This window comes from Listeria sp. MAN/IMW/UF464, assembly GCF_058683955.1.
Genome location: NZ_JBZWZP010000005.1, coordinates 29025 through 44090 on the forward strand (window position 1 = coordinate 29025; position 15066 = coordinate 44090).

Sequence of the window (15066 nt, forward strand, 5' to 3'; positions counted from 1 at the left end):
GGGCACAAGAAATTGTCGCTAAATTGTCATAATATTTTTTTGCTTTCCATAACCGCGCGAATTTGGTAAGATGTATGTAACAGATTTCACATGAATGGAGGAACTTATAAAATGGCTATTACAATGTATATTGACCGCCCAGATGCTGCTCTTGACTTAGAGACAACCCATCCCCATTTTAAAGAACATTTTAAAGCAAGTTACTATTTAGACAAAAACGATGCTTATAGTCCTTTTGGATATGCCGATGGAATGGAGGTACTTCATCGTTTAGAAGAATATTTTAGTGATAAAAGTGACCAAGGACTTAATTTAGCAGCTTTTCCGAAATACATGATGGAAACAGTCAAACATTCCACTTATATACCAGCCAAAGACGACGGGGTAGACCGTTTACAACAACTTTTAGCGGAATATGGTAGCGCTCTTAGAGAGTCGGACCGGATAACTGTATCGGCTGCGTTAGCGCAAATTAAGATAACTGGCTATGTATTGCCCGCTCTTCGTGATGCCGCACTCGAAGCACTCCATCGCGAAATAGAATTAAATAAAATCGAAAATATCGATGCAGGTTACGCAGATAGTATGTTTTATGACTTATTAACATTTACAAAAGATTATACTTCTGTTTTACCCAATATGTGGTGTCGACACTGCACGGAATAAAAAAAGAGCGCTAATATTATTAGCGCTCTTTTTTACTTATCTAGCATGGTTAAAATGGCTTTAGCGACTTCGTGTTGATTACGGTTGTCCGTATTGACAATGAAGTCTGCGGAATCTTGATAATGGGCAATTCTCGGTTCGAAAATAGCTCGGATTTCTTCAGGTGTCTTTTGTTGAACTAGCGGGCGTGTTGTATCACCTTTTAAGCGGTTCATAAATACTTCCGGATCGGTTTCTAAATAAATAACTGGATATGTATTTTTTAAGACTTTTCTATTTTCAGGATTTAGAACAATGCCACCGCCTGTTGCAATAACGGCTTTGGTATTAGCTAGTTCTTTTAATTTTTCGTGTTCTAGTCGGCGGAATTCTTGTTCACCATACTTTGCAAAAATTTCAGATACACTCATTCCTTGTTCGCGAATAATTACTTCGTCAATATCAATATAAGGCAAATCAGCTAATTTCGCGAGTATATTGCCGACTGTTGTTTTTCCAGCTCCCATGAAGCCAATTAAGATAACTTGATCGATGATGTTCTCCTCCTTTATTATTTCTTACATTTTACTACTTAAAAGCATTAAAGAAATTATATCACAAATGTAAAAAACGTCAACTGTAAATAATCCATTTCGTCAGCAGTTTTTAAACGATAGAATGCTTTCTTTCCATTGTAGTATATTTTTAGTACAATAGAAATAAGAGAGAAGTAAACTGGAGGAAGAAAATGATAGAAAATGAGCTAAATCAAGCGAATAAAACAGAAAAAATCGAATTTGGCGTAAACCGACGCCTTATTTTTTCAAGTTGTTTACTTTGGATTGCTGCCGGATTATTGTTATATGTAATTTTTAGTCATATAAAAGGCGTTACAGGTACAGAAGAAGTGATTTTACTTGTGTTTATTGGTCTTTGTGTTTTACGGCCATTACTGCGTTTAATCAATATTGCACCCACTGTAGAGTTAACAGAACGTGGGCTTGCTTATCGTGGCGATTTTAAGCCGTGGAATGAAATTAAAGGGACAGAACTAATTAAGCCAGCAGTAATTCTTTTTTCTCAGGGAAGATTAAAGATTATGACATCGATTAACGGACGGGAAGAAGTTGCTTGGGATATTGTTGCGGCAGATGTGTCTGTTAGTTTAGAAGAATTAAGTGCAATTATCCAGTCCATGCAAGAAACGTATACAGATGATAATACAGTTGGGGAAGAAATATTCATTGAAAAGAAATAATAACAAGAATCATTTTTCTGTTTTCTTAAAATAGGGAGATGATTTTTTGATAAATACATCTATAGACCATGGTATCTTGCTTCATTATAGGGTAAAATAAGCAAATAATCGTGTAACGGGAGGAAAACAATGGATACAGTGCTAAAGGCGCTTAAAGTCAGAAAAGTATATGGTTCAAAAGGAAATTTGTTTTCTGCGTTAGGAAGTATTAGTTTAGAAATACAAAGAGGCTCATTTGTAGGTATTATGGGTCCATCAGGTGCAGGGAAATCTACATTACTTAATGTTTTATCTTCTATAGATAAGCCAACTTCTGGGGAAATAGAAATTGGCGGGAAACAGCTGTCTAAAATGAAAGGGAAAGATTTAGCAGTGTTTCGTAGAGATCAACTAGGATTTATTTTTCAAGATTATAATTTATTAGATACAATGACAGTTAAAGATAATATTGTGCTACCTCTGGCCTTAGCTCGAGTAAAGCAAACAGAAATTGATGAACGTTTTGAAATTATTGCACGTCAGTTTGGCATTTACGATTTACGGAATAAATACCCGACAGATATTTCAGGTGGGCAAAAACAAAGAACGGCGGTTTGCCGCGCAATGATTACCGAACCAACATTAATCTTTGCTGATGAACCAACTGGAGCTCTTGATTCTAAAGCGGCAACTAACTTGTTAGAAGGTCTCTCTCAAGCTAAAAGTGTTCGAGATTCTACCATTTTGATGGTAACTCATGATGCTTTTGCGGCGAGTTACTGCGAACGGATTATGTTCATTAAAGACGGCGAAATTTTTACAGAAATATACCGAGGAACAAGTTCAAGAAAACAATTTTTCCAAAAGGTGTTAGATGTGTTGGCACTTCTTGGAGGTGGCGAAAATAATGTTATTTAAAATCGCGCTGACCAATATGCGAAAGAATTTTAATCAATATATCGTCTATTTTGTTTCGCTTATTGTATGTGTATTAGTATTTTTTACTTTTGTCTCACTTTCTTATAACCCACTCATTGACAAGGTGTTTAAACGATGGGAATTATTTGGTCCAGCAATGTTTTCATCGGCAAGTTTAATGTTGATATTATTTATTTTCTTTTTCATATTTTATTCTAATAGCTTCTTTCTTAAAAGAAGAAAACGAGAAATCGGACTTTATTCATTACTTGGTTTACGTAAGTCGCAAGTAGTTTTAGTTTTATTTTATGAAAATGCTTTGTTATACATGCTTGCGACCTTATTTGGTATTTTAATTGGCATATTTTCTTCAAAGTTTTTCGCGATGATTTTGTTTTGGATTGTTGGACTCGCGATTGATGCTGAATTTATTATTTCATTTAAAGCAGTTCTTGATACTGGGCTTGTCTTTTTTTGTATCATGCTGTTCACTTCTTTTTATGCTGTTTATATTGTATTAAGATATAATTTAAGCCAATTGTTTAAAAATGATCAAAAAGAAGAGAAATTGGCTAAGGGTTCTATTTTTCTTATGTTAATTGGACTTGCTCTTATTATTTTTGGTTATTATTTGGCAACAAGTAATATTGAAGTATCACCAATTTGGCTAACATATGATTTTTTTGATGTAATCTTAGTTATTATATGTTCTGTTATTTTAGGGACATGGCTTATGGTAAGGTTTGGCACGCCGTATGTGATTCGGAAGTTATATAGTAATAAACGTTTCTTTTATAACGGAACAAACATGATTGGTGTGACTTCCCTTCGCTTTAGGTTAAAGAAAAATGCAGGAACGATTGCGATGATTGCAGTATTAAGCGCGACGACATTAACGATTATTGGATCAATGAGTAGTTTTTATGTTCGAACGATTAATGACATTTCAGCAGAAAATCCTTCTAGTTACCAAGTGCTTGATATTTCGGCTAAAGATGAACGAGAAATTATTCAAACGATACAAAATGACCAAGATCACAAATTAAAAAGTTTGATGCAAGCGGAAATGGTTAGTGCTACGCTAGAATATAAAGATATTCCTAAATATAAAACGCGGATGGATAACATGATTCATACGGTCGTAGCAGAATCCGAATATAACCGTATTGGCGCCAAACAGCAAAGTGATTTTGAGAAGCCGAAAAAGCTTTCTTATGGAGACGCCATCTTACTTGGAAAAAATACGTATTATGCAAGACAAGAGATTCAAGATAAGTGGCTATCAAGAAAAATGGTAGTCCAGTCGAATGAGTCTTTAGCGAAAAAAATGCCACCAATGAAAGTAGTTGATTTTCGAGAGAATTCGATTTTCAATACGGGTATTTCTTATGAGACGCTCGTTGTATCAGATGAATATTATGATGATTTGGAAAGGCTATTCCCGCCAGAAAGAGTGGCAATGTTTGATATTACGAATCCCAATCACAGTGAAGAATTAGATAAGAAAGTACAGACTATCGTGGACGGGGAACCTTCTCTTTTTTCTGAAAATGTTTCGTCCTATTATACGAATTATCATTTGATTTCCACGCTAGTAGGTTCGCTATTATTTATTGGGATTTTCATCGGTATTGTATTTTTCTTAGCAACAGGAAGCATTATTTATTTTAAACTTGTAACAGATGCTGTTTCTGAGAAGTCTAAGTTTGATATATTATTTAAATTAGGTGTTACCGAAAAAGAAGTACGAAGGATTATTTCCAAACAAGTTTGGCCAATTTTTGCCATTCCGTTGTTTTTTGGAATCGCCCATTCAATGGCAGCTTTGTGGGGAATTTCGATTAATTTAATGGATAATATCAAATATCCTGTTTTAATTGGAACAGGTATTTACATTATTTGTTATGCTGCTTATTACTTTTTATGTATTAATTCTTTTATTAAAATCGTTATGGCAGATAAAAAGTAATTGGCTTTTGTGTTTAATTCAGCTAAAATGAAAAGAGAGTTCTGCCGAGGAGGTACAAGAAATGGTTAAGGTATATATCGTAGAAGATGATGAGGTAATTCGTGATACTATTAGAAAACATTTAAGTAAATGGGGATTTGAAATAGGGGTTGTTGATGATTTCAATAATATTTTGCAAGAGTTTTTATCATTTGAGCCCCAATTGGTTATTTTAGATGTGAATCTTCCATTTTTTGATGGGTTCTACTGGTGTAATCAAATTCGCGAAGTTTCGAATGTACCTATTATTTTCTTATCATCACGTAACTCGCGAATGGATCAAATCATGGGAATGAACATGGGAGCAGATTATTATATTGAAAAGCCAGTAGATTTGGATGTTTTAATGGCTCGGATCAATGCACTTTTAAGACGGACATATTCGTATGCGGATTTAGAAGAAGCGAACGTAATGGAACATAATAATGTGTTTTTACACATTGATACTAATACACTTACCCATTTAGAAGATAAAATTGAATTAACGAAAAACGAATTTTTGATTTTATATGAATTAATGAAACAAAAAGGTAGTATTGTAAGTCGTGACGAAATTATGCGTGCACTTTGGGAAGATGAAAGTTTTGTCGATGATAATACACTTACAGTCAACGTTGTACGAATTCGTAAAAAACTAGCAGAAATCGGCTTAGATGAATTTATTAAGACGAAAAAAGGCCAAGGTTATATGATTGAATGAAGTAAGAAAACAGGAAGATAGCGCCAAAAAACGCGAACTTCCTGTTTTTCGTAAATTAAGGAGGAGTCAAAATGAAAATTTTAGTATTTGGTGGTACGCGTTTTTTTGGAAAGAAATTAGTAGAACGACTTGTTTCCGCTGGGCATGATGTCACAATTGGCACTAGAGGAAAAACAAAAGATGATTTTGGCGATTCTGTAAAACATGTTGTACTAGACCGCGAATCTAGAGACGCCTTATTCCAATTAGCAAAAGAAGAATGGGACGTTATTTATGATAATATTTGTTTCTCACCGCGAGAAGCTCTTTATGCAGTAGATGCATTTAAAGGCAAAGTAAAACGATACATATATACATCTTCTCTGTCCGTTTATAGTCAAAAAGGTCGCGCGTTGGTGGAAGATGATTTTAATCCAAAACATTATGAAATTGTTATTGGTGACAAAGATGATTTTGATTACGGGGAAGGAAAACGCCTTGCTGAAGCAGTGTTTTTTCAAAAAGCCTCTTTTCCAGTGGTAGCAGTTCGTTTTCCGATTGTCCTTGGACTCGATGATTATACGAAACGTCTACATTTTCATTTGGAGCATATTAAAAACCATGAAGAAATTGGTATTAGTAATGCGCAGGCGGAAATAAGTTTTATTACTTCAGATGAAGCAGCTCATTTTTTAGAATGGGTAGGGGTGGATTCAGACCTTACTGGACCAATTAATGCTAGCTCTAACGGTACATATTCGTTAAATGCTTTTATCAAAATGCTTGAAGAGAAAACAGGTGAAGTGGCACTCGTTGAAGAAGTAACAGATGATGTGGATGATTCGCCGTTTAGCATCAATAAAACTTATTACATGGATAATGCAAAAGCAACAGAAGCTGGCTTTACTTTTGAAGATATAAAAGTCTGGTTGCCGGCGCTTGTGACGGATATTTTAAAAGAAAATTAATTTGGAGGCAAAAATATATTATGTTAAATTTTGAAGAGAAAAAAGCGCTAATAGAATCAATCGATGGTTTTGAACTGCATGAAATTTCTATGGGGCGCGTGAACGTACATTATCCAGCGAGTAAAAGGGATAAAAAAATCATCGTCAAACATCTTCATCCTAATGGTAACGCATTTGTTTATGCGCCGTTTTTAGAAGTAGAACCGCTAGATAAGCAAGGTTACGTTAATGTAAAAGACTACTCTCAAAATGAAATTCGCGTGTTGCTACTTGAAGCGAAAGAGTTTATGGATAAAGATGAGGATGGGTTTAAAGAAGGTTTTACAAAAATATACCAAGATAATGAAGGCGAAAAGCTTTCTTTAGTCTATGAAAATAAAATGTGGGTTATTTATACAGGAGAAAATCTAGAAGCGGTTTTCCCAACTTTAGAAGCTGCAGAAGGTTATTTACTTGATGAAGGTTTTTTTGAAGCATAATTAACGGAGGCGAAAAATCGGTGGAGAATTTAAAGCAACTGCAAGAACGGGTCGCAGTAAGTGATGGCCGTGCAAAAGCAGATTTAGTTATAAAAAATGGACGAATAGTTAATGTATTTTCAGGTGAAATTATGGAAGGCGATATTGCGATTAAAAACGGTTATATTGCTGGGATTGGTCATTTTCCAGATGCAGATCAAATAATTGATGCCGCTGGAGAATTTATCGTGCCGGGCTTTATTGATGCGCACGTCCATGTTGAAAGCGCGATGGTAACCCCCTCTGAGTTTGCCCGGGTGCTACTTCCAAATGGCGTAACTACAATTATTACAGATCCGCATGAAATCGCCAATGTTGCTGGAGAAAAAGGTATAGAATTTATGCTTGAAGATGCAAAAGGCGCCCCACTCGATATGTTCGTCATGCTACCATCATCCGTACCAGCAACAGAAGGTGAACATAACGGCGAAACACTTCATGCAAAACATCTCCATCCACTTTATAAACACGAAAAAGTAATCGGTCTCGCAGAAGTAATGGACTTCCCATCTGTTGCAAAAGGGAGCGCAGATATTTTAACAAAAATTATTGATGCAAAACAAGAAGGTGGCAGAATTGATGGCCACGGGGCAGGTTTAACTAGCGCGGATTTAAATAATTATCTTGCTGTTGGAATTCGAACTGATCATGAGAGTACGAGTGCCAAAGAAGCACTTGATCGCTTACGTGCGGGAATGTTTGTTATGTTGCGCGAAGGTACAGTCGGTCGTGATTTAAAGCAAACTATTTCAGCAGTAACGGAGAAAAATAGCCATCGTTTTTGTTTTTGTACGGATGATAAACTAATTAATGATTTACTTACAGAAGGCTCGATTAATTATAATATCCGACTCGCAATTGAAAACGGTATTGAGCCAATCACAGCCATCCAAATGGCGACAATTAATGCAGCTAATTGCCATAACTTGCCTTATCTTGGTGCTGTTGCAGCAGGCTATCAAGCGGATATTGTTTTTCTAAAAGACTTAAAAACAATTGAAATTAGCAAAGTTTTAAAAAATGGACAAGTTGTCGTTGAAAACGGAACTCGTAAAGAAGCAGCCTTTAAAAAGAAAAACAAAGCGAAATTCATTTCTCCAAAAATTAATCATCATTTAAGCATCAAAGATTTAGAACTTCCATTAACAAATGAAACTTGCTATGTCATTGGGATGCAACAAAATAACCTTTTTACAGAAAAACTAATAGAACAAGTCACAATTAAAAATGGTAAATTTGTTCCGTCAATCGAAAAAGATTTGCTAAAAATGGCTGTTGTGGAACGGCATCATAACACTGGTTGCGTCGGTGTTGGGATTGTTAAAGGTTTCGGCTTAACAGAAGGTGCGATTGCTACGACCGTCGCGCATGATTCCCATAATATTGTCGCAGTTGGTGTGAGCGATGAGGCCATGGAAAAAGCAATCAACCATGTGACAAAAACAGGCGGTGGCATTGCTGTAGTGGACGCAGCAGGTAATGTATTGCATGATTTAGCGCTCCAAGTGGCGGGACTTCTTAGTGATAAACCATATGAAGAAGTAGAAAATGATTTGGCAGGCCTTTTAAAAGCATTTAATCAGATTAGTAAAGCTAAAGGGTTTGACCCATTTTTGACATTGTCGTTTCTGACTTTACCAGTAATTCCTGAATTAAAATTAACAGATCAAGGATTGTTTGATTTTGCGACATTCCAAATTATTCCAAATGAAGTAAATTAACTCGAATGAGGGAGGTGCGATATGAACTGGTGGAGCTATATAAAAGATAAACGATTTTTCTTATTGTTCTTTTGCAGTATTATGTTTTTCGTCGGGGTATTAATTTCAATTGATCCTAACAGTAAATTAACTCTCGGGAATTTCATTTACTTATATGTCTTTGTTTTTGTCTTCCTGCTTTCTTACTTAGTGTTAGGCTACTTCTTTAAATACAATTATTGGCGTGAAATGGAAGACCTAGTAAGTGGCGAAATTGAAGAAAATATCATTGAATTATTACCAAAACCGCGAACACGCGAGCAAGCTTTTTTTAATCAGCTAATGGCAAAAAAACATAAAGAAGAATTACGAACCATTAGTAAACTTCAAGACAAGCAGCAAGAATATCATGATTTCATTTTATACTGGGTGCATGAAGTGAAAACTCCTGTTGTAGCAAGCAAAATGTTAATTAATAACCCAGATTTAAATGATACCAAAACCATTTTTAAACAGATTGATGAAGAATTAGAGACAATTGATAAATTAGTAATGCAAGCACTCTATTTTTCAAGGCTTGATACGTTTTCTAAAGACTATTTCATCCAAGAACAAAATCTTGGCGCTGTTATGCGTGAATCAGTTAAGCGTCACTCCAAGCTTTTCATTGGTAAAAAAATGAAACTTGATTTACAAAATGTAGATATTGATGTGCGAACTGATAGTAAATGGCTGGGCTTTATTATCGATCAAGTGTTATCTAACGCATTAAAATATACTGCTGATGGTGGCGATATTCAAATTTGGTGCGATACAGAAGTAACCGGAAAAAAAGTGCTTCACATTAAAGACAACGGTCGAGGTATTAAAGAAGAAGATTTACCTCGCGTCTTTGAACAAGGCTTTACCGGCACAATCGGTCGCCAAGAAAAGAAAGCAACTGGAATGGGGCTATATCTCGCTAAGCAAATGGCGAAGAAATTAGGTCATGAAATTTGTATCGAGTCTAAAAGTGAAGTAGGGACAGAAGTACGCATTTACTTCGAACAAAAAGACGACTACTTACTAATAGCGAAAGATTAATAAAAAGACAAGCAAACTACTAACTGTTTGCTTGTCTTTTTTTGTTCAATTAAAAATGGTTGACTCTATCGCTTTATCGTGGTAGAGTATTAGCAAGAAGAAGTAAAAGCGATGAACAGAACAAGTAGAGCGTCATTCTTTTTAAGAGAGTCCTTGGTTGGTGTGAAAGGATAAAGATAGCGTTATCGAACACATCTCGGAGCTGGTTTACTGAAGCATAAGTGAGTAGGTGAACTCGGGAAAAGCCCGTTATAGCTTGTTAGTCTCGAACTAACTGAGGCTGGTGCTGTGAAGTATCAGTAAATTGAGGTGGAACCACGTGAATAGTATTCTCGTCCTCTTGGCAATTTTGTGCCAAGTGCGACGAGATTTTTTTATGTAAAAAAGGAGCGAAACAATATGGATTATATCATGGAAATTTTACCAGCATTACTTGACGGGGCGAAAACAACCTTACTTGTTTTTGTCGTCACGCTAGTTTGTTCTATCCCCCTAGGAGCTATAGTGGCAGTAGGAAACATTAGTAAAATAGCCCCGCTGAAATTTATTTTAAACATTTATATTTGGATTATGCGAGGTACACCATTACTTTTACAATTAATTTTTATCTATTATGGTTTGCCGATTATCGGAGTTGTGTTTGACCGGATGGACGCGGTGTTTATTGCTTTTATTTTAAATTATGCTGCTTATTTCGCAGAGATTTTCCGGGGTGGCTTTTTATCAATCGAAAACGGACAATATGAAAGTGCTAAAGTTCTTGGTCTAACTTACGGTCAAACGCTTCGAAAAATTGTTTTACCGCAAGTTGTCAAACGTGTTTTGCCGGCGATTGGAAATGAAGTTATCAATTTAGTAAAAGACTCTTCGTTAGTTTACATCCTGGGCATTGGTGATTTACTAAGAGCAGGAAAAATTGCTATGAGTAGAGATGTTACTTTAATACCGCTCGTATTAGTGGCTGCAATATACTTAGCGTTAACGGCTATCCTAACGCTACTATTTAAACAATTAGAAAAACGTTTTAGTTATTATAAATGAGGTGAAGAAAATGTTGGAAATTAAAAATTTATCGAAAAAATTTGATCAAAAAACGATTTTAGATAATGTGAATATTGCGCTTCAAGACGGGGAAATTCTTTCTATCGTCGGGCCATCCGGTGGCGGGAAAACCACTTTGCTTCGTTGTATTAGTGGTCTTGAAAAAATGGATGCCGGAGAAATTTTTATTGACGGTGAAAAAATTGATCCGATGTCGAGAAAAGATGTGGAAAATACGATTGGCGTAGTTTTTCAAGAATTTCACTTGTTTCCGCATTTAAGTGTGTTAGATAATTTGATTTTGGCACCGACGCTTGCTAGGAAAACTAAAAAAGAAGAAGCTATTAAAGAAGCTGAAAGGTTACTTGGCTTACTTGATTTAGCAGATAAAGCGGACAATATGCCTTACCAATTATCTGGAGGACAAAAGCAACGTGTGGCTATTGCTCGGGCACTGGCGATGAACCCAAAAGTACTACTATTTGATGAACCGACATCGGCTTTAGATCCTGACTTACGAGATCATGTGGCGTCGTTAATTTTGAGTTTGAAAAATGTTGGTATTACGCAGATTATTGTGACCCATGATCATGATTTTGCCAAAAAAGTTGCAGATCAAATGATGGAAGTCGAACCACTAAAAAAGGAGGCAATTTAATATGAAAAAAGGATTATTAATAACGGTAATGGCAATTGTAATGTTAGCGCTAGGGGCATGTTCAAGTGGTGAATCTAAGGAAGACCAGTGGAGTAGAATTAAAAAAGATAAGGAAGTCGTCATTGGTTTAGATGATAGTTTTGTACCAATGGGATTTCGTGATAAAGATGATAATTTAGTCGGATTTGATATTGACCTTGCAAAAGCTGTTTTTGAAGAATATGGTATTAAAGCGAAATTTACGCCAATTGACTGGACGATGAAAGAGTCTGAGCTGAAAAATGGTTCGATAGATTTGATTTGGAATGGCTATACGGTAACTGACGCAAGAAAAAAACAAGTTGCATTTAGCAAACCTTACATGAAAAACGAACAAGTATTAGTAACCTTGAAATCAAGCAATATTAATAAATTTAGTGATATGAAAGATAAAACGCTAGGGGCTCAAAACGGCGCAAGTTCGATTGATGACATGGCTAAAAAACCAGAAGTGCTCACAGATATTATCAAAAACAACGAACCAGAATTGTATGATACGTTCGATACAGCATTTATTGATTTGAATAATAAACGCATTGACGGGTTGATTATTGATGAAGTATACGCGCGTTATTATATTGATAAACAAAAAAATAAAGATGACTATACTATTATAACTGGTGGCTTTGATCCGACCGATTTTGCTGTAGGTATGCGTAAAAGTGATAAAGAACTGCAATCAAAAATCAATGAAGCGTTTGAAAAATTATACAAAGAAGGAAAAATGCAGGAAATTAGTAAAAAATGGTTTGGTGATGACGAAATCGCTAAGCAGTAGCTAGATTGACAGTAGGTTTAAGTTTCGATACAATTTGAATTATAAATGTCGCAGCCGAATATCCGACCGTGCCAGACAGAAGGGATGATTTTTGTTGAATAAAGAATTGATTGTACGCGGAGCTCCACAAGAGTATTTTTGCCAAGTAGGCGCATGGGATACTTTACCCACCCACTTAGAACGCCGCGGTTTGAAAAATGTTTTAGTAGTTCGTGGAAATGCTTCTTGGGAAGTCGCTAAAAAGAAATTCCCGGTATTATCTAATGTTACATCTACTTTTGAAGTATATAATGGCGGTTCAACGTATGAGGAACGCGATCGTCTGGTAGCGATAATGAAAACAAATAATATGGATGCGATTATAGCAGTCGGTGGTGGGAAAATTGCTGATGTATGTAAAGCAGCGGCAGCAGTTTTACGATTACCAGTGATTATTTTACCAACACTTGCTTCCACTTGTGCGGCTTATACACCGCTTAGTGTGATGTATGACGTTTATGGCGCAATGATTCGTTACGACGTATTCGCTAGCAGCAACGCCTTATTATTAATTGATCCGGAAATGATTTTAGATTCACCAAAAGAATTGCTCGTTGCAGGCATTGGCGATACGCTCGCTAAATGGTATGAAGCAGATGTGATTATTAAATCATTACCAACTAAATCCGTCGAAATCGAAATTGCTCATATTGCTGCTAAAATGTGCCGAGACAATTTACTGCAATTTAGCGAAGAAGCACTTAACGCAATGGATAAGCAAGAATTAAATGAAGCATTCGTGAAAATTATCGAAACAAATATTTTAGTTGGCGGAATGGTTGGCGGTTTTGGTGATGATTATGGACGTTGTGCGGGAGCGCATTCGATTCATGATGCATTAACTATGGTGCCAGAAACGCATCATTTGTTACATGGTAATAAAGTGGCGTACGGAATTTTAGTTCAACTAGTTATTGAAAATCGATGGAATGAAATTGACCAATTACTACCGTTTTATGCCAAACTGGGTCTTCCAACGAGTTTATATGATATGGGACTGGCGACACTTACTGAAGAAACAATCGTTGCTGTATCTAAACGAGCAACTGAGCCACATGAGACAATCCATATGATGCCAGGTGAAATGACAGCTGAAGTAGTATTAAATGCGATAAAACAGCTGGAAGATAGCATGGCAATGAAGCGTGTGGCTAAGTAAAAATGATTATTCGGAAAGAACAACCACAAGATTACGAGGCCATTCGTCGTGTGAATGAGGAAGCTTTTAAAGGTACTGTGGAAGCAGACTTAATTCAAAATATCCGGAAATCCGATTATTATCAGCCAGGTTTGTCACTTGTAGCAGAAACGGAAGATGGGCTTATTGTAGGCTATATTATGTTTAGTGAAATTTCACTGGAGACAGCTGGGCGCAGCAGATTTATTTTAGGTCTTGCCCCGCTTGCCGTTTTGCCAGAATACCAGGGGAAACGGGTTGGTTCAAGCTTAATGGAGGAAGGGATCCGCTTATCACGCGAAAAAGCATATCCTGCTATTGCTGTGCTAGGACATGCTGATTACTATCCGCGTTTTGGATTTATTCCTTCCAATCAATTTGCGATTCCAGCACCATTTGATGTGCCATCTGAATACTTTATGCTACTTGAACTGTATGATGGAAGTTTAGAAAATCTAGCAGGGACAATTCATTATCCAGCTGCATTTTCTCAAGATAATTAATTGGAAAAGAATGAAATAATAAATGAACGGAACAAATTCTCAGAAGGGGATAGGTTCCGTTTTTTTGTCGTAATAATCCCGACAGATCGACGTAACTCTTTATCTCGGAGTGCAATACTCTTCGTTTCTTTAAAAATCGCACCATCTAAAATCATTTCCGGTAAAATACTAATGCCAAGACCAGCGCCAACCAATCCTTGAATTGTATAAAAATCTCGGCTTTGAAAAGCTATTTGCGGTTCGAACCCTTTTTTATTCGCCGCTTTCGTAACGATTTTATATAAATCGAAGTCTTCAGGATAAAGTACGAATTTTTCAGAAGCGAGTTCCTTGAGTGAAACAGTGAAATTTTCTGCAAGATGATGACTTGTTGGGACGATTAATTTCAATTTTTCATCAAAAAAACGGAGGGCTTCAATTTGTTCACTAGATTCGGGGACTGGAGATAAGAACGTCATGTCTAAAACGCCATTTACTAACATTTCGGTAAGTTCTTCATTCGTTCCTTCCATAAATTGGTAGGTGATTTCTGGATATTTTTCTCGGAAAGTGGAAATAACAGATGGCAAGACTTTGGTAGATAGCGAATTGGGCAGGCCGACTCTAACTGTTCCTTTAGTGGGATCGGTGTATTCAGTTACGAGGGCTTCGGCTTTTTGCAGTTCATTTAATGCGATTGTAGCTTGACTCAGGAAGTCTTGACCGACACTCGTGAGTTGCATATTACGACCAACGCGATCAAATAAAGGCACACCAAGTTCTTCTTCTAGTTTCGTTATCTGTCTACTAACGGCAGATTGGGCTACGTGCAAATTCTCGCTAGCTTTAGTCATATGCTCGACGCGGGCTACTTCCATGAAATACTTTAATTGTCTAAGTTCCATTACTTACCTCCAATTGTTCTCGAAATGAGATTGTTTTATTCTATTATATATATTGTTTCGATAAATGAAAAGGAATAAAATAGATACTACAAGAAATGTAAGGTAAGCTGAATCGCCAATTAATTATCAGTTAATTTGAATAATTCCGATGTGAACCATCCGGATGATTCAGTTTTTGAAGAGGAGGAGCT

The 15066-nt window shown here is 36.2% G+C and carries 16 protein-coding genes and 1 other annotated feature; of the genes, 14 read left to right on the forward strand and 2 right to left on the reverse strand.

The window, feature by feature from the left end:
- The first annotated feature begins 111 nt into the window (after window positions 1-111).
- Window positions 112-666, forward strand: a complete 555-nt coding sequence (locus AC4PG0_RS13840; RefSeq protein ID WP_270908558.1) for a molybdate metabolism regulator — start codon at window positions 112-114, stop codon at window positions 664-666.
- Between the two features lie 32 nt (window positions 667-698).
- Here AC4PG0_RS13840 and AC4PG0_RS13845 read toward each other — a convergent pair whose 3' ends face one another.
- Complete coding sequence (locus AC4PG0_RS13845; RefSeq protein WP_112120426.1) at window positions 699-1220, reverse strand: shikimate kinase; 522 nt, start codon at window positions 1218-1220, stop codon at window positions 699-701.
- 173 nt (window positions 1221-1393) lie between these two features.
- On the opposite strand from AC4PG0_RS13845, the gene AC4PG0_RS13850 reads away from it, so the two are divergent.
- The 13 genes from AC4PG0_RS13850 to AC4PG0_RS13910 all read left to right on the forward strand — a co-directional run bounded on the left by AC4PG0_RS13850 (window position 1394) and on the right by AC4PG0_RS13910 (window position 13991).
- Window positions 1394-1903 (forward strand): hypothetical protein, encoded by a 510-nt coding sequence (locus AC4PG0_RS13850; RefSeq protein WP_033533905.1) that lies wholly within the window; start codon window positions 1394-1396, stop codon window positions 1901-1903.
- A gap of 129 nt (window positions 1904-2032) precedes the next feature.
- Window positions 2033-2800, forward strand: a complete 768-nt coding sequence (locus AC4PG0_RS13855) for an ABC transporter ATP-binding protein (protein ID WP_003762808.1) — start codon at window positions 2033-2035, stop codon at window positions 2798-2800.
- On the forward strand, window positions 2790-4769 hold the full coding sequence (locus AC4PG0_RS13860; RefSeq protein WP_194317796.1) for an ABC transporter permease: 1980 nt from the start codon (window positions 2790-2792) through the stop codon (window positions 4767-4769). The genes AC4PG0_RS13855 and AC4PG0_RS13860 overlap by 11 nt, the downstream gene beginning before the upstream one ends.
- Before the next feature lie 61 nt (window positions 4770-4830).
- On the forward strand, window positions 4831-5508 hold the full coding sequence (gene virR, locus AC4PG0_RS13865) for a two-component system response regulator VirR (RefSeq protein WP_003762805.1): 678 nt from the start codon (window positions 4831-4833) through the stop codon (window positions 5506-5508).
- A 71-nt stretch (window positions 5509-5579) separates the two neighbouring features.
- Window positions 5580-6455, forward strand: a complete 876-nt coding sequence (locus AC4PG0_RS13870; protein ID WP_492167851.1) for an SDR family oxidoreductase — start codon at window positions 5580-5582, stop codon at window positions 6453-6455.
- A gap of 20 nt (window positions 6456-6475) precedes the next feature.
- Window positions 6476-6934 (forward strand): hypothetical protein, encoded by a 459-nt coding sequence (locus AC4PG0_RS13875; protein WP_003762800.1) that lies wholly within the window; start codon window positions 6476-6478, stop codon window positions 6932-6934.
- Between the two features lie 20 nt (window positions 6935-6954).
- Complete coding sequence (gene ade, locus AC4PG0_RS13880; RefSeq protein WP_492167852.1) at window positions 6955-8694, forward strand: adenine deaminase; 1740 nt, start codon at window positions 6955-6957, stop codon at window positions 8692-8694.
- A gap of 21 nt (window positions 8695-8715) precedes the next feature.
- The gene (locus AC4PG0_RS13885; protein ID WP_070751874.1) at window positions 8716-9756 is read left to right on the forward strand and encodes a sensor histidine kinase; all 1041 of its coding nucleotides are present in this window, start codon (window positions 8716-8718) and stop codon (window positions 9754-9756) included.
- A gap of 102 nt (window positions 9757-9858) precedes the next feature.
- Window positions 9859-10099 (forward strand) — a binding site (T-box leader).
- Window positions 10100-10155: 56 nt separating this feature from the next.
- Complete coding sequence (locus tag AC4PG0_RS13890; RefSeq protein ID WP_003769032.1) at window positions 10156-10797, forward strand: amino acid ABC transporter permease; 642 nt, start codon at window positions 10156-10158, stop codon at window positions 10795-10797.
- A 10-nt stretch (window positions 10798-10807) separates the two neighbouring features.
- Window positions 10808-11455 (forward strand): amino acid ABC transporter ATP-binding protein, encoded by a 648-nt coding sequence (locus tag AC4PG0_RS13895; RefSeq protein WP_010990989.1) that lies wholly within the window; start codon window positions 10808-10810, stop codon window positions 11453-11455.
- Window position 11456: 1 nt separating this feature from the next.
- Entirely contained in the window at window positions 11457-12272 is an 816-nt protein-coding gene (locus tag AC4PG0_RS13900; protein WP_010990988.1) for an amino acid ABC transporter substrate-binding protein, read from the forward strand.
- A gap of 91 nt (window positions 12273-12363) precedes the next feature.
- A complete protein-coding gene (locus AC4PG0_RS13905) occupies window positions 12364-13470 on the forward strand; it encodes an iron-containing alcohol dehydrogenase family protein (protein WP_077916507.1) in 1107 nt (368 codons plus the stop codon).
- Between the two features lie 2 nt (window positions 13471-13472).
- Entirely contained in the window at window positions 13473-13991 is a 519-nt protein-coding gene (locus tag AC4PG0_RS13910) for a GNAT family N-acetyltransferase (protein WP_045552654.1), read from the forward strand.
- Here AC4PG0_RS13910 and gltC read toward each other — a convergent pair.
- A complete protein-coding gene (gene gltC / locus AC4PG0_RS13915) occupies window positions 13988-14875 on the reverse strand; it encodes a glutamate biosynthesis transcriptional regulator GltC (RefSeq protein ID WP_045554470.1) in 888 nt (295 codons plus the stop codon). The two genes, AC4PG0_RS13910 and gltC, sit on opposite strands and share 4 nt — an antisense overlap.
- Window positions 14876-15066 lie beyond the last annotated feature (191 nt).